Origin of the sequence: Anaeromyxobacter soli (assembly GCF_022808855.1) — a bacterium.
Taxonomy (GTDB): domain Bacteria; phylum Myxococcota; class Myxococcia; order Myxococcales; family Anaeromyxobacteraceae; genus Anaeromyxobacter; species Anaeromyxobacter soli.
This window is the reverse complement of record NZ_JAKZLF010000009.1, coordinates 90935-105281: the sequence shown is the minus strand read 5'-3', so window position 1 is coordinate 105281 and position 14347 is coordinate 90935. Positions and strand designations below refer to the sequence as shown.

At 73.9% G+C, this 14347-nt stretch carries 17 protein-coding genes; 5 read left to right on the top strand and 12 right to left on the bottom strand.

Annotated elements, in window-relative coordinates:
• The first annotated feature begins 70 nt into the window (after positions 1-70).
• Positions 71-1099, top strand: a complete 1029-nt coding sequence (gene ruvB / locus MLV88_RS09090) for a Holliday junction branch migration DNA helicase RuvB (protein WP_242354028.1) — start codon at positions 71-73, stop codon at positions 1097-1099.
• A gap of 53 nt (positions 1100-1152) precedes the next feature.
• Here the strand turns inward: ruvB and MLV88_RS09085 are convergent, their stop codons facing one another.
• On the bottom strand, positions 1153-1896 hold the full coding sequence (locus MLV88_RS09085; RefSeq protein WP_242341279.1) for a rhomboid family intramembrane serine protease: 744 nt from the start codon (positions 1894-1896) through the stop codon (positions 1153-1155).
• A 291-nt stretch (positions 1897-2187) separates the two neighbouring features.
• Here MLV88_RS09085 and lpxC point away from each other — a divergent pair, with 291 nt between their 5' ends.
• On the top strand, positions 2188-3102 hold the full coding sequence (gene lpxC, locus MLV88_RS09080) for a UDP-3-O-acyl-N-acetylglucosamine deacetylase (protein ID WP_243337325.1): 915 nt from the start codon (positions 2188-2190) through the stop codon (positions 3100-3102).
• A gap of 6 nt (positions 3103-3108) precedes the next feature.
• A complete protein-coding gene (locus MLV88_RS09075) occupies positions 3109-3342 on the top strand; it encodes a hypothetical protein (protein WP_242354033.1) in 234 nt (77 codons plus the stop codon).
• Here the strand turns inward: MLV88_RS09075 and MLV88_RS09070 are convergent.
• A complete protein-coding gene (locus MLV88_RS09070; protein WP_242341276.1) occupies positions 3339-3809 on the bottom strand; it encodes an SRPBCC family protein in 471 nt (156 codons plus the stop codon). The two genes, MLV88_RS09075 and MLV88_RS09070, sit on opposite strands and share 4 nt — an antisense overlap.
• A gap of 201 nt (positions 3810-4010) precedes the next feature.
• On the opposite strand from MLV88_RS09070, the gene MLV88_RS09065 reads away from it, so the two are divergent.
• Complete coding sequence (locus MLV88_RS09065; RefSeq protein WP_242341275.1) at positions 4011-4250, top strand: hypothetical protein; 240 nt, start codon at positions 4011-4013, stop codon at positions 4248-4250.
• A gap of 60 nt (positions 4251-4310) precedes the next feature.
• On the opposite strand, the gene MLV88_RS09060 is transcribed toward MLV88_RS09065, so the two are convergent.
• The 8 genes from MLV88_RS09060 to MLV88_RS09025 form a co-directional block, all read right to left on the bottom strand.
• Positions 4311-4772, bottom strand: a complete 462-nt coding sequence (locus MLV88_RS09060) for a hypothetical protein (RefSeq protein WP_242341274.1) — start codon at positions 4770-4772, stop codon at positions 4311-4313.
• Complete coding sequence (locus MLV88_RS09055) at positions 4769-5215, bottom strand: phage holin family protein (protein ID WP_242372769.1); 447 nt, start codon at positions 5213-5215, stop codon at positions 4769-4771. Before MLV88_RS09055 ends, MLV88_RS09060 begins: the two co-directional genes overlap by 4 nt.
• A gap of 220 nt (positions 5216-5435) precedes the next feature.
• Positions 5436-6461, bottom strand: coding sequence for a non-homologous end-joining DNA ligase (gene ligD, locus MLV88_RS09050; RefSeq protein WP_243337323.1), 1026 nt, complete (start codon positions 6459-6461; stop codon positions 5436-5438).
• On the bottom strand, positions 6458-7339 hold the full coding sequence (ku, locus tag MLV88_RS09045; protein ID WP_242354037.1) for a non-homologous end joining protein Ku: 882 nt from the start codon (positions 7337-7339) through the stop codon (positions 6458-6460). Before ku ends, ligD begins: the two co-directional genes overlap by 4 nt.
• A gap of 406 nt (positions 7340-7745) precedes the next feature.
• Positions 7746-8015: an STAS domain-containing protein gene (locus MLV88_RS09040; protein WP_242336821.1), complete on the bottom strand. Its 270-nt coding sequence runs from the start codon at positions 8013-8015 to the stop codon at positions 7746-7748.
• 263 nt (positions 8016-8278) lie between these two features.
• A complete protein-coding gene (locus MLV88_RS09035; RefSeq protein ID WP_242336818.1) occupies positions 8279-9553 on the bottom strand; it encodes an acetyl-CoA hydrolase/transferase family protein in 1275 nt (424 codons plus the stop codon).
• A gap of 82 nt (positions 9554-9635) precedes the next feature.
• Positions 9636-10406 carry a TSUP family transporter gene (locus tag MLV88_RS09030; RefSeq protein ID WP_242336815.1) on the bottom strand — a complete coding sequence of 257 codons (771 nt, stop codon included), beginning with the start codon at positions 10404-10406 and terminating at the stop codon, positions 9636-9638.
• A 95-nt stretch (positions 10407-10501) separates the two neighbouring features.
• Positions 10502-10870, bottom strand: a complete 369-nt coding sequence (locus tag MLV88_RS09025) for a response regulator (RefSeq protein WP_242336812.1) — start codon at positions 10868-10870, stop codon at positions 10502-10504.
• A 133-nt stretch (positions 10871-11003) separates the two neighbouring features.
• Here MLV88_RS09025 and MLV88_RS09020 point away from each other — a divergent pair, with 133 nt between their 5' ends.
• Positions 11004-11762: an SIMPL domain-containing protein gene (locus MLV88_RS09020; protein WP_242336809.1), complete on the top strand. Its 759-nt coding sequence runs from the start codon at positions 11004-11006 to the stop codon at positions 11760-11762.
• 196 nt (positions 11763-11958) lie between these two features.
• On the opposite strand, the gene MLV88_RS09015 is transcribed toward MLV88_RS09020, so the two are convergent.
• Both MLV88_RS09015 and MLV88_RS09010 read right to left on the bottom strand, forming a co-directional pair.
• Positions 11959-12519 carry a CBS domain-containing protein gene (locus MLV88_RS09015; RefSeq protein ID WP_242336806.1) on the bottom strand — a complete coding sequence of 187 codons (561 nt, stop codon included), beginning with the start codon at positions 12517-12519 and terminating at the stop codon, positions 11959-11961.
• Between the two features lie 19 nt (positions 12520-12538).
• The gene (locus tag MLV88_RS09010; protein WP_242354048.1) at positions 12539-13939 is read right to left on the bottom strand and encodes a phosphoribosyltransferase family protein; all 1401 of its coding nucleotides are present in this window, start codon (positions 13937-13939) and stop codon (positions 12539-12541) included.
• Positions 13940-14347 lie beyond the last annotated feature (408 nt).

Here is a 14347-nt window from a genome sequence, read left to right as displayed (position 1 = left end):
CGGTCCGCCCCGGCCGCAGTGAGACGCAGGAGCGCTGCTGTCGGGGCAGCGTGCTAGCCTCCGCCGATCGATGACCGGCATACCCGTGCGCGAGGTGTCGCCCAGGGCGACCGACGGCGAGGAGCGGCTCGAGCAGTCGCTCCGGCCGGCCACGTTCGAGGAGTACGTCGGGCAGGAGAAGCTCGTCGAGAACTTCCGCGTGTACGCGAAGGCCGCGAAGGCGCGCGGCGAGGCGCTCGATCACGTCCTCCTCTCCGGACCGCCGGGCCTCGGCAAGACCTCGCTCGCGCACATCCTCGCCCGCGAGCTGGGCGTCGCGCTCCACGTCACGAGCGGCCCCGCGCTCGTGAAGAAGGGCGACCTCGCCGGGCTCCTCACCGCGCTCGCGCCACGCGACATCCTCTTCATCGACGAGATCCACCGGCTCTCGCCCGCGGTGGAGGAGGCGCTCTACCCGGCGATGGAGGACTTCCGCTTCGACGTCGTCCTGGGCGCCGGGCTCGGCGCGCAGACCATGGAGATGAAGCTCGAGCGCTTCACCCTCGTCGGCGCGACCACGCGCACCGGGCTCCTCGCGAGCCCGCTCCGCGACCGCTTCCCCATCCAGGAGCGGCTCGGCTACTACGAGCCGGCGGAGCTCCGCGAGATAGCGGTGCGCGCGGCGCGGAAGCTCGCGCTGCCGGTGGAGCCCGCCGGCGCGGAGGAGCTCGCGCGGCGCGCCCGCGGCACGCCGCGCATCGCCATCCGGCTCCTGCAGCGTGCCCGCGACTTCGCGGAGGTCCAGGGGGACGGCCGCCTCACGCGCGAGATCGTCGAGACGACGCTCGCGCGGCTGGAGGTGGACGCGCGCGGGCTCGACGCGATGGACCGCCGGATCCTCACCGTGGTCCTCGATACGTTCGGCGGGGGCCCGGTCGGCATCGACGCCGTCGCGGCGGCGGTCGGCGAGGAGCGCGACACGCTCGAGGACGTCTACGAGCCGTTCCTCGTGCGCGAGGGCTTCCTCGCGCGCACGCCGCGCGGCCGCGTGGCGCTGCCGCCGGCCTACGCGCACCTGGGGCGCGAGAGGCCGCACGGCAAGCAGGGCAGCCTGATCTGAAGCTGCGGCGCAGGGACTCCTCGGTGCTCGCGGGGGACGCGAGACGCCGCGCCTCACCACGACATGCGTCGCGCGCGCCAGGTGCCGCGCCGCCCCATCACGCGGACGAGGAGCCACCCCGCCACGAACCCGAACACGTGGGCGATCACCGCCACGCCCGGCGATCCGCCGAAGACCACCGACAGGATCTGCAGCGCGAACCAGAGCCCGATGAAGAAGGACGCGGGGACCGCCACGAGCCGGATGAAGATGAAGATGATGATCGCGGAGAGCACGCGCGCGCGCGGGAAGAGCGTCATGTACGCAGCGAGCACGCCCGCGATCGCGCCGCTCGCGCCGACCATCGGCACGTAGACGTCGCCGCTCGCCGCGGACGCGACCGTCTGCGCGAGCGCGGCCGCGACGCCGGAGGCGAGGTAGAAGAGCACGAACCGGCCGCGGCCGAGGGCGTCCTCGACGTTGTTCCCGAAGATCCAGAGGAACAGCATGTTCGACCCGAGGTGCATGAGGCCGCCGTGCAGGAACATGCTCGTGAAGATCGTGAGCGGGACGGGCACGTACGCGCGCGGCCAGGGGTCGGTGAGCGTGAGGATCTCGTAGGGGATCGCCCCGCCCCGGAGCGCCGTCTCGTTCAGCCGCGCGCTCATGAAGGCGACGACGTCGCCGCCGGAGGCCACGAGCGCCGGCAGCGCGAGCGCGTCGATCTGCCAGAGGTAGACGGCGACGTTGAGGGCGATGAGGGCGATGGTGATGACGGGTGTGCGCTCGAGCGGGGTGTCGTCTTTCAGTGGGATCAAGCGTTCGCCTCGGGTCGCACGTGCTATAAGCCGCCGCACGAAAATAGTCGTTCGCCCGTGCCGGCCTGACACGGATGTCGCGGTCCCGTCACAGGGAATGAGGGCGCGAGCCCCCGCGAGCGAGAGAGCGGGCGAGCGCCCGCCGCCGGCGGCCGGATTCCCGGGGAGCTACGAGGGGTTGGCGCAGGCCCAAGCCGGGGACGAAAAGCGGCCGAATTCCGAGGTGATTGGCACATCGATTGCTCGGAAGGGTGCCGCACGGGCCGACGAGCCCACCGGACCTTCATCATGATGACCTACTGGAACCAGCGAACGGTGGCGAAGCGCGTGAGCTGCACAGGGGTGGGACTCCACTCCGGCAAGCCCGCGACCCTCACGCTCGCGCCGGCCTCGGCCGACTCTGGCATCACCTTCGTGCGCATGGATCTCGGCGTCGAGATCCCCGCCAAGAACGACCTCGTCGTCGACACGATGCTCTCCACGAGCGTCGCCCTCGGCAGCGCGCGCGTGTCCACCGTCGAGCACGTGCTCGCGGCGCTCTCCGGGATGGGGATCGACAACTGCCGCGTCGAGGTGGACGGGCCGGAAGTCCCCATCGTGGACGGCTCCGCGGCGCCGTTCGTCTGCCTCATCCAGGAGGCGGGCGTGCAGCAGCTGCGCGCCGGCCGCCGCTACCTCGTGGTCGACCAGGCCGTCGAGATCCGCGACGGCGACAAGCTCGCGCGCCTCGAGCCGGCCGACGGCTTCGTCGTCGACTTCACCGCCGACTTCGACCACCCGCTCGTCACCAACCAGTCGTTCCGGGTGTCGCTGTCGGATCGCGCCTTCGAGCGCGAGGTGGCGCGGGCGCGGACGTTCTGCTTCAGGCGCGACATCGAGCGGATGCAGGCGGCCGGCCTCGCCAAGGGCGGCAGCCTCGACAACGCGATCGTGATCGACGAGTTCTCGATACTGAACCCGGAGGGCCTGCGCTTCCCCGACGAGTTCGCCCGGCACAAGGTGCTCGACGCCATCGGCGATCTCGCCCTGCTGGGCATGCCGGTGGTCGGCGCGCTCACCGCCGTGAAGAGCGGCCACGCGCTGAACCAGGCCCTGGTGCGCAAGGTGCTCGCCGATCCCGCCTGCCACCGCGTGGTGCGCGTCACGGCGGAGTCGGGCGTGCCGGAGCGCCGCCCGGTGACGCTGGGCCTCCCCGAGATCGCCTAGCGCGGCATGGCCGCGCCGGAGCTGTTCCACCGGATCTCCGAGCCGGACTCCGCCGCGGCGCGAAAGCGCGTCGTCGCGCTCGGGCTCGAGGGCGTGATCGACTTCCGCAACGTCGCCTTCGACGCGCACCGCGACGCGCTCGCGGCGCACGGCGGGAGCGCCACGCCCGCGCTGTGGGACGGCGCGCGGCTCCACGTGGGGCTCGCCGCCGTGCGGGCGGCGCTCGAGGCGCTGCCTTAATGCGCGTGATGGTCGCCGGGGTGCACCTCCCCGCGCCACCCGCCGGTCTCGCTCGCGCGCTCCTCGATGAAGCGCTTGAAGCGCTGGAGGTCGCCCTCGACGCGCCGGGACACGACGCCCAGCACGTCGCCGACCTTCTCGACGAAGCCCTTGGGATCGTACTCCAGCGCGAGCGTCACGCGGCAGCGCTGCCCGTCGAGCGGCGTGAACAGCACGACGCCCGAGTTCACCGCGCCGGCGGTGTGCCGCCAGGCGATGCTCTGATCCGGGACCTGCTGCACGATCTCCGCCTCCCACTCCTCGCGCTTCCCGCCGACCTTCGCGATCCAGTGGAGCGTCGTGTCGTCGATCTGGTGGACCTCCTCGACGCCCTCCATGAAGCGCGGGAACTCCTCGAACTGCGTCCACTGGTCGTAGACCATCCGGACCGGCCGCTCGATCTCGATGCTCTTCTCCACGCGTGCCATGTGTCTCCTCCCTCGGTCGAACGCCCGCCCAGCTCCGCGGCGGGTCCCTCCGTCCATCACCCGTGAAAGCCTTGGCACGCAGGTGGGCATTGTCAGCGGCGGTGCTGGCGCGCGCGCGAGTGGCCATGATCCACGGCGGCGTCCGACACGCGGCACGGCGCGACGGCTCGCCGGCGGACGGCAGAGCGAGGGAGGGGAGCGATGACCGGAAGCTGCGAGGTGTGCGGGAACGAGTACGACAAGGCCTTCGAGGTGACGGCGGGCGGCAAGCGGCACGTGTTCGACAGCTTCGAGTGCGCCATCCAGGCGCTCGCGCCGCGCTGCGCGCACTGCGGGTGCCGGGTGATCGGCCACGGCGTGGAGGCGGGCGGCAAGCAGTTCTGCTGCGCCCACTGCGCGCACGCGACGGGCGTGCACGCGCTCCAGGACCGGGCGCAGTGACGGCGCGGCCGGCGCGGGCGGTCGTCGCGCCGGCCGCCGCGCCGCACCGGGGCTAGCCGCTCAGGCGTGCGTCCGGACCTCGCCGGCGGCGCCGTTGCCGCGCGCGCGGCGCGGAGCGGGCGTGGGGGCGACGAGCCGGTCGACGAGCCGCTTCGCGATCGCGGTGCCGGCGGCGATGCCGGCCGCGGCGAGGATCTTGTCCCGCATCGACTGCTCCGCGGCCACCCGGTCCGGGTGCTCCATGAGGCGCGAGAGGGCGCGGGCCGTCTCGCGCGCCCTGCGGCTCGGACGCTGCGCCTCGCGGCGCGAGCGGACCGCGAACGCGACGAGGCCGCCGACCACCAGCGCGGCCACGACCCCGGCGCCGATGACGGCCACGGGGTGGCGCTTCGCCTGCAGCCGCAGGTCGAACAGCTCGTGCCGCCGGCGGTCCAGCTCTCCGATGAGCGCGCCGAGGTCGTTGCGGAGCGCCTCGATCTCGCCCGAGACGCGGCTGACGTTCTGCGGGGATCCGTCCTTCATGCGATCCGCTCCTTCGCGAAGCGAACGTTGTCCTGGAGGGAGCGACGGGTCGTGTCGAGCGGCTTCCTCACGCGCTTCGCCCAGCCCCACAGCCCGACCGCGGTCCCCACCGCGAGCACCACCGCCGCCACGAGGAGCGACGCCGCCCAGCCTGGCATCACCTGGGCCTCGAACAGCGCGAACACGATCGCCGTGAGGAGCAGCTGGAGCACCATGAGCGCGCAGACGCCCGCGACGCCGAGCCCGCTCGCCATCTTGATCTCCGAGCGGAGGTCCTCCTTGAGCTCCGCCTTCGCGAGCTCGACCTCCTTCCGGGCGAGCAGGCTCGCCTTCTGGGCGAGCTGCGTCACGAGGTCCCGGGTCTTCGCCGCCCGCAGCGGGTCCGGCCGGGGGGCCGAGGGCTCCCGCGCCCCTGCCTCGATCAAGCGCTCATGCTGATCCATCCCGTTCTCCTCCGCGCCTCGGCGCCGCCCGTGTCCGAGTGAGAAGTTGCGGCCGGCGCGCGGCCGGCGCAGCGGGCCGGCGGGCGATCCGACGGGGCCCTCAGGTCGTCACGTCTCGGGGTGCGGCCGAGGGAGCGGCCCGGTCGGGCTTCCGGCGCAGCGCGCGGCTCCGGGCGGGAGGCTCGCGTCGCTCGCCTCCTCGCGATCCTCCAGCGGCCCCTCAGGAGAGACGCACCCGCTCGACGCCGTCGGGACCGGGGAGCCGCTGCCGGCGGGTGAGCACCGGCTCGAACAGGTCGCCCATCCGCTCGACCCGGCGAAGGACGTCCTTCGCCTCGAGCACGAGGCCGTCGCCGCGGCGGGTGCGCGCCGCCTTCTCGACCTCTGCCCAGGTCACCGGGGCGGACACCGTCGGGCGCGCCCGGGCCCGCAGCGAGTACACGGAGACCGTGGTCTTGTGCGGATCGTTCTGGCTCCAGTCGACGAGCACCTTCCCCACGCGGAGGTCCTTCTTCATCCGCTCCACCACGAGCTTCGGGTGCCCCCGCTCGAGCACCTGCGCCACGGCGTGGGCGAAGGGCTTCGTCTCGTCGTAGGTCGCCCTGCCGCCGAGCGGGACGTAGAGCTGGAGACCCTTCGAGCCGGAGGTCTTTGGGTAGACCTCGAGCTCCAGGCGGTGCAGGAGCTTGCGGACGAGGAGCGCCACGTCGCAGCAGGTCACGACGTCCGCGGGCGGGCCGGGGTCGAGGTCGAACACGATCGTCGTCGGCGTGTCGATCGCGTGCGCGAGCGACAGCGACGTGTGCAGCTCGAGGTCGGCGATGCTCGCCGCCCAGATGAGCGACGGGAGGTCGTTCACGACGCAGTAGTCGATGAACTCGTCGTTCCGCTCGCTCCACACCTTCGCCGTGTGCACCCACTCCGGCCGGTGAGGGGGGCAGCGCTTCTCGTAGAAGAACATGCCCTCGACGCCCTCCGGGTAGCGCTTCATGGTGAGGGGCCGGCCAGCCAGGTGCGGCAGCAGCGCCGGCGCGATCCGCGCGTAGTAGTCGACGACGTCGCCCTTCGTGAACCCGGCCTCCGGGTAGAAGACCTTGTCCAGGTTCTTGAGGACGAGGCGGCGCCCCCCGACCTCGACCTCGACGCCGGCCTTGCTCGCGGAGGCCCGCCGCGCGGCGGGCCGCTTGGGCCCGGGCTCGCTCGCGGGAGCGCGCCTCGCCGCCGGCCGCTGGGGGCGGGCGGTCACGGCCGCTTCTTCCTCGCCGCCTTCTTCTTGCCGGCGGCGCGCGCCGCCACGGCGGGCCGGTGTCGCCGCTCGCCTCGCGCCGGGTGCGCGGCGGGCTCGCCCCCCCGCCGGCGCGCTGCGGCGAGGCTGGCGGACAGCGCATCCGCGAGGCTCACCACCTCGGCGGGCGCGCGCTCCGCCTCGGGGGCCTCGATCGTCTCGCCCTCCGCCTTCTTCTCGACGAGCTCCAGGACGCGCTCGCGGTACGTATCGGGGTAGCGCTCGGGCTCGAACGCGGTCGTGAGGGAGCCGACGAGCTGCTCGGCCATCGCGAGCTCGCGCTCGGCGGGCTTCGCGTGCCGGGGGAGGTCGAGCGAGGACACCGGGATCACCTCGTCGGCGCGGTTCATGGTCGAGAGCGCGAGCGCGTCCTCGATGGGGCGAACGCAGCAGAGCGACTCGCGCGTGCGCAGCACGAACGTCGCGATCGCCACCTTGCCCGAGCGGCGCATCGCGTCGAGCAGGAGGGCGTACGGCTTCGCGGCGCTCGCCTCCGGCACGAGGTAGTAGGTGCGGTCGTAGTAGATGGGGTCGATCTCGGCGAGCTCCACGAAGTCGTGGATGTCCACCGTGTGCGTCGCCTTGGGGTCGAACTTCTCGAGCTCGTCGGGATCGAGGGCGACGTACTTCCCCTTCGAGATCTCGTAGCCCTTCACGATGTGCTCGTAGGGGACCTCGACGTCCTCCTTGGCGCAGAAGCGCTTCAGGTGGATCCGCCCGCCGTCCTTGTCGTGGAGCATGTTGAAGCGGACCTCTTTCTGCGTCACCGCGGTGACGAGCTTCACCGGGATGTTCACGAGGCCGAACGTCAGCGCTCCGCTCCAGATCGCTCGAGCCATGGATCGTCCCCCCTGAGTACGATCGTGCGCCCGTCGGCCCGCGGCAACGCCGGGTGGGGCCCGACGCGGGGTGCCGCTTCACGGCGGCGGCACGGGAGCGCAGGTTTTCGGGGACGTGAGGAGGGCGTATGCCGCGAAAGCCCGAGGAAGAGCGCCGGAAGGAAGGCCGCGACGAGACCCCACGGACGGATCTGCCGCCGCGGCGGGAGCCGTACTACGAGGGGTACTTCGGCACGGAGGAGGAGGAGGGCGCCGTCCGCGAGGAGGAGAGCGGCGACGAGCCGCGCCGCGGGGCGCGGGGCGCGGGGGGGGGCGGCGGGGGGGGGGGGGGGGGCGGGGGGGGGGGCGCCCCCCCGGGGGGGGGGGGGGCCCCCCCCGGCCCCCCCGAGGCACGCCGCCTGCCGTTTCAGTGCAGCGCGGGCGCCTGCGGGTGCTGGAAGGCCTCCACGTCCACGCCGAAGTAGCGGAAGATGCGGAGCTGGTGCTGGCGCAGGCCGCGCAGCAGCAGGCGCCGGTCGCCGCCGGCGAGCTCGTGCGCGAGCGCGGCGACGCCCAGGTCGGCGAACTCGCGGATCAGGCTGAAGTCGAGCACCACCTCGCCTCCGCGCTCCGCCTCGAGCCGCTCCGCCAGCTCGGCGGCGGACGTCCGGTCGAAGACGCCGGACAGGCGGATCACCGTCCGACCGGCCTCTGACTCCCGGACGAATTTGCAAGCGCCTGGCATCGCCTCGGCCCTCCGGACGCGCGTTTCGTCGTCTCTCGCGTGCGTGACGTGGTCGGTTAAGAGAATTTGTACTCCCCCGGGCTACCGCAACCCGCCGCCGCGTCCGGGGCCGCGGCTCGACGGAGCGGGGATCGTGCGCGCACGGCGTGACGCGGCCGCGGCGCGCAGGCGCCGGATCGGTGAACTCCCGGAAGGCGGGCGCTCGGCCCGCCGGATCACCAGCTGCCGAAGCGGCGGCGGGCCTCGGCGGCGAGCGCGTCGCGGTGCGCGGGGTGGGCGATCGCGATGAGCGCCGCCGCGCGCTGGCGCAGGTTCTTGCCGAAGAGATCGGCGATCCCGTGCTCCGTCACGACGAAGTGCACGTGGGCGCGGGTGGTCACGACGCCGGCGCCCGGCTTCAGGTACGAGACGATGCGCGGCTCGCCCGCCGCGGTGGTCGAGCGCAGGGCGATGATGGGCTTGCCACCGTCGGACAGCGCCGCGCCGCGGATGAAGTCCATCTGCCCGCCCACGCCCGAGTACTGCCGGTCGCCGATGGAGTCGGCGCACACCTGGCCGGTGAGATCCACCTCGATGGCGCTGTTGATCGCGGTGACCCGGGGGTTCCGGCGGATGACTGCCGTGTCGTTCACGTACGCGATGTCGAGCATCGCCACGAGCGGGTTGTCGTGGAGGAAGTCGTAGAGCTTGCGGGTGCCGACGGCGAACCCGCCCACGATCTTGCCCGGGTGGACGCGCTTCGCCTCGCCGGTGATGACGCCCTTGTCGACGAGGTCGACGATGCCGTCGGAGAGCATCTCGGTGTGGATGCCGAGCCGCTGGTGATCGCCGAGGTACGCGAAGGTCGCCTGCGGGATGGCGCCGATCCCGAGCTGGAGCGTCGCGCCGTCCTCCACGAGCTCCGCGCAGTGGCGCCCGATCGCGCGCTCCGCCTCCGTGAGCTCGCGCTCCGGCAGCTCGTGGATCGGCTCGTCCACCTCCACGAGGTAGTCGATCGCGTCGACGTGGATGAGGCCGTCGCCGTGCGTCCGCGGCATGCGCGGGTTCACCTGCGCGATGACGGTGCGGGCGGTCTGCACCGCCGCCCGCGTGACGTCCACCGACACGCCCAGGGAGCAGAAGCCGTGGCGGTCGGGCGGCGACACGTGGACGAGCGCGACGTCGAGCGGGAGGACGCCGGAGCGGAACAGCTTCGGCACCTCGGAGAGGAACACCGGCAGGTAGTCGGCCCGCCCCTCCTCGACCGCCGCGCGGTAGTTGGCGCCGACGAACAGCGCGTTCACGCGGAAGCTCTTCGCGTGCTCGGGGGCGGCGTAGGGCGCGCGCCCCTCCGTGTGCAGCGACACGATCTCGACGACGCGCAGCTCGCTCGCGCGCGCCGTGAGGGCGTCCACGAGCCGCTGCGGCGCGGCGGCGACGCTGTGGATGAAGACGCGATCGCCCGACTTGACGACGGAGACGGCTTCCTCGGCCGAGACGGTTCGGCTCATCGCGCGGCTTCCTCCTGGAGGGGCGTTTCGCCGCGGCAGTGTAGCAAGCGCGCCTCGCGCGGGGGAGGCTTGCCGCGTCACGTCATGGGTTGCGCATGTCCCAGGCGAGCTTGGCGGCCAGGACGAGCGCCACCGCGACCACCACCCGCCGGATGAGGGCGTCGCCGCGCCGGATGGCGAGGTGGGCGCCCACCCAGCCGCCCGCGAGCTGCGCCGCCGCCATGGGGAGGGCGATCCGCCAGAGGACGACGCCGCGGGACGCGAAGAGGGCGACCGCCGCGAGATTGGAGGCGAAGTTCACGACCTTGGCGCTCGCCGACGCTCGGGAGAGCCCGTCCCCGAGCAGCGCCACGAAGGCGACGATGAGGAACGTCCCCGTGCCGGGCCCGAAGAAGCCGTCGTAGGCGCCGACGGCGAGGGCGATGGCGCCCGCGATGGCCGCCGCGCTGCGGGGCGGGGCGGCGTCCTCGAGCCGGGGCGGCGGCCCCCTGCGCAGGCCGACGAACACCGCGGCGAAGGCGAGCAGCGCGACGACGATCGGCCGGAGCGCGGAGGGGGGCGTTACGAGGACGAGCGCCGCTCCGCCGAGCGAGCCGGCGAGCCCCAGGGGGAAGGTGATGCGCGCCCGGCGGCCGTCCACGAGCCCTCCGCGCGTGAAGCGGGCGAGCGCCGCGAACGAGCCGAACACCGACTGGCCCTTGTTCGTGCCGAGGGCGAGGTGCGGCGGGAGGCCGGCCCAGAGGATGGCGGGGACGGTGAGCAGGCCGCCGCCGCCGGCGATCGCGTCGATGACGCCGGCGACGAGCGCGACGAGCGTGAGGAGCGCGATCTGGAGGAGGCCCGGCTCTGCCATGCGGGGCAGCGTCATAGCACGCCAGGCCGGAGTCGACGGGCTGGCGCACGGCGGCTGCGCCTCGCTTCGCCGCGCGGGCGGCGTGGGCGGCCCGTCTAGTGGGGCCGGACGTTCCGCTCGACCGCCTCGATGAGATCGCCGAGGCCGACGGGCTTGTACAGGATCTCGGAGGCGGTGATGGGGTGTCCCTCGAAGCCGCGGCTCGCCGTCATGACGACGACAGGGATCTCCGCGAGCTGCGCGTCGCGCAGCTGCTCCTCGCGGAACTGCCAGCCGTTCATCTCCGGCATCATGAGATCGAGGAGGATGAGCGCGGGGCGCTCCCCCTTGCGCAGGCGGTCGAGCGCGACGCGGCCGTTCTCGCAGAGGTGCGCGTCGTAGCCCTCCTCCTCGAGCAGCTCCCCGAGCGTCTCCCGCAGGTCGGTGTCGTCGTCGACGACGAGGATCGGGCAGCCGTCGGTCATCGAAGGGGCGCATCCTAGGCGAGAGCGACCCCGTCATCGCGCGCCCATGCGGGGAGTGCGCGCGCCGACCTGCCCCGCACGGCGACACGGCGGCGCGTCCTCGCGGGGCGGAGCCGAGGTATGTAACGCAGCCATGTCCACGACCCGCCCTCTCGCCCTCCTGCTGCTCGTTCCGCTCGGCTGCGCGACCCGCGCCGCCGCCGCTCAGGTCCCCGCGCCCGCCGCGCAGTCGGTGCTCGCCGCCTCGCCCGCCGTCGAGGTGCGGAGCCTCGACCGGACGCTCCGCGTGACGGGAGAGGGCAGGGTGAGGGTCCGGCCCGACGTCGCGGTGGTGCTCGCGGGGATCGAGGCGACCGGCAAGACCCTCGCGCCGACCGTCGCGGACGCCGCGGCGAAGATGCGGCGGATGATCGACGCGCTCGCGAAGGCCGGCGTCGCCGAGAAGGACGTCCAGACGACGCGCCACGACGTGCAGGTGGAGCGTCCGTGGGTGGACGGGAAGCCTCGGGACATCACCGGCTACACGGTGGTGGACGAGGTTCGCGTGACCGTGCGCGATCTCGCGAAGCTCGGCCAGATCCTGGAGCGCGTGGTCGCCGCAGGCTCGAACTCGCTGCGGGGTCTCACCTTCGAGCGCGACGATCCGGCCCCGCAGCGCCAGGAGGCGCTCGCGAACGCGGTCGCGGTCGCCCGGGCGAAGGCGGAGGCGATGGCGAAGGCGGCCGGGGTCTCGCTGGGCGCGGTGGTGGCGATCGAGGAGGGCGCCGCCGAACGGCCGATCCCGCTCGCGAAGTACCGGACGCAGGCGATGGTGGCGACGGACGGCGCGCCGGTCACGCCGGGCGAGCTCGAGATCGACGCGAGCGTGTCCGTGACGTACGCGATCCGCTGACCGGCGCCCGGGTCCGCGCCGGCAGCACGGCGTGGACCGTCGCGACCGCGACGAGCACGACGAACGAGACGACCGCGACCGTGGTCATGAGCAGCCCCCGTCGATGATCCAACCGCGGCGGGAGCCCTTGCGAAAGCCCTCGATCGAGGGGCAACGCGGTCGAGGCATCGTGTCGCAGGGGGTGTCCAGCGCGCCGTCAGCGGGTCGCGCGGCGGCGACCCCCGCGCGCGCCGGTCTGCCGCGACGGCGGCTTGCGCGCGGGCGGCTTCCGGGACGGTGCCCGGCGCCGGGGCGGCTCCGCTCGCTCCACCCCCCGGGTGGGCGCCGGAGGCGCCTCCCTGCGCAGGTACACGAGCAGGTCGAGGTAAGAGACGATCCCGACGAGCCGCTCTCCGTCCATGACCGGTAGCGCGCCGACGCGCTCGTCCGCGAGGATCTCGAGCGCGTCCCGCACCGTCGCCGTGCTCGGGATCGTGACCGGATCGGGGCGCAGCGTGCCCTCGACCTCCTCGGAGAGGAGGTCGAGCGCGGCGTCCGCGAAGCGCTCGAGCTCGGTCCCGAGCCGCGCGCGAAGGTCGCGCTCGGAGAGCATCCCGACCACCGACCCGTCCGCGTCGACCACCGGCAGGTGCCTGAACCCGCCCTGCACCATCGCGCCCGCTGCGTCCCCCAGCGAGTCCTCGGGGCCGACCGTCGCCGGCTGCGGGGTCATGACCCGGCGGATGGGGACGTCGAGGAACGGGACTGCCTTGCGCATGACGAGCCTCCTCCCACGTTCAGGCGAAAGGCGGCGGAGTGAGCGCCGCCGGCGCCGAGAAGGTCCGCTCGAACCAGCGCGCCGCGAGCCGGGCCACCGACTCGAGCGCGCCCGGCTCCTCGAACAGGTGGCTCGCGCCCGGCACCATCGTCAGCTCGGCTGAGCGGAGGTGCGGGAGCACGGAGCGGTTGAGCCGCAGCACGGTGGAGTCCCGGCCGCCGACCACGAGGAGCACCGGCGCCCGCACCCGCTCCAGCACCGCCGCGGGCACGAGATCGGGACGGCCTCCGCGCGACACGACCGCCCCGACGAGCTCGGGGAGCTCCGCGGCCGCAGCGAGGGCGGCGGCGGCGCCCGTGCTCGCGCCGAAGTAGCCGAGGCGCAGCCCGCGCACGCGGGGCAGGGCCGCGATCCAGCGCGTCGCGGAGACGACGCGGCCGGTGAGCAGCTCGATGTCGAACCGGAGCTCCGCCGTGACCTCGTCCTCGGCCGCCTCGGGCGGCGTGAGCAGATCGAAGAGGAGGGTGGCGAGGCCGGCGCGCCGCAGCGCGCGCGCGACGAGCTGGTTGCGGGGGCTCCGGCGCGTCGAGCCGCTCCCGTGGACGAACAGGACGAGCCCCAGGGCGCGATCGGGGACGGCGAGCTCCCCCTCCAGGACCCCCGGACCGCCGGCCGGGCCGTCGAAGGGGATCGACAGGATCTCGGCCTCGGAGCCCGGCGGATCGGCGCCCAAGGGCGCGGTCCACTCTCCATTCCAGAGCTCGCCGACCTCGCCCTCCGCCGGCTCGCCCCGGGCGCGCCGCAGGCTCTTCACCACCTGCTCGTCGGACACCTGGTCGAACCGCTCGTACCAGGCGCCCACCGCGTAGAACGGCTCGGGGAGCTCGAGGGCGATCACCTCGTCGAAGTCCGCGCGGAGCTCCGCCACCGAGGCCGCCGCGACGACCGGCGCAGCGAGCACCACGCGCGCGGCGCCCCGCTGCCTCGCGCCGCGGGCCGCGGCGCGGGCGGTGGCCCCGGTCGCGACGCCGTCGTCCACCACGATGACCGTGCGCCCCGCGACCTCCGCCGGCGGGCGATCGCCTCGGTAGCGCCGGACGCGCCGCGCGAGCTCGACGACCTCGCGCTCGGCGAGCTCGGCGGCGTCCGCCTCGGTGAGGCCCACCTCGCGAAGCGCGTCGCGGCGCACGAACACCGCGCCGCCCTCGGCGATGGCGCCGATGGCGTACTCCGGAGATCCCGGCGCGCCGATCTTGCGGACCACCACGACGTCGAGCGGCGCGTCGAGGGCGCGCGCCACCTCGAAGGCGACGGGCACGCCGCCCCGCGTGAGCCCGAGCACCACGGGCCGCTCCGCGCGGAGTCTCCCGAGCTCCTCCGCGAGCAGCCGTCCTGCCTGCTCCCTGTCCCGGAAGACCATGCGCGCCTCCTTCGCCTGACGCGCGCTCACGCGCGATCCACGCGCGGCGCCGCCGCCGGCGCTCTCGAGGGAACGCTACCGCCGGCGTCCAGCGCGCGGACGGGTCGGGCGGGGCGCGCTGTTCGGGTGGGGCCGCACCGCGCGTGCGTACGTACGCCCATGATCGCGCCCGGTGAGCCGCGGGCGCGGCGCGCGGAGAAGCGCCCACCCGCTCCGGGCCCTCGGCGATCGTCGAAGGCACGAGGCCGCCACCGGGGACGCGCCGGGTCGCTCGCTCGCCGGGACCCTCGGCGCCGCACCGCGACGCCGCACCGCGATGTCGGTACCGAAAGCGCGGTGACGCGGGCTCGTAGCCGACCACTGGCCTGATTTCACGGAGGTTTCGTGCTGGCAGGGCCTTCGCATTGG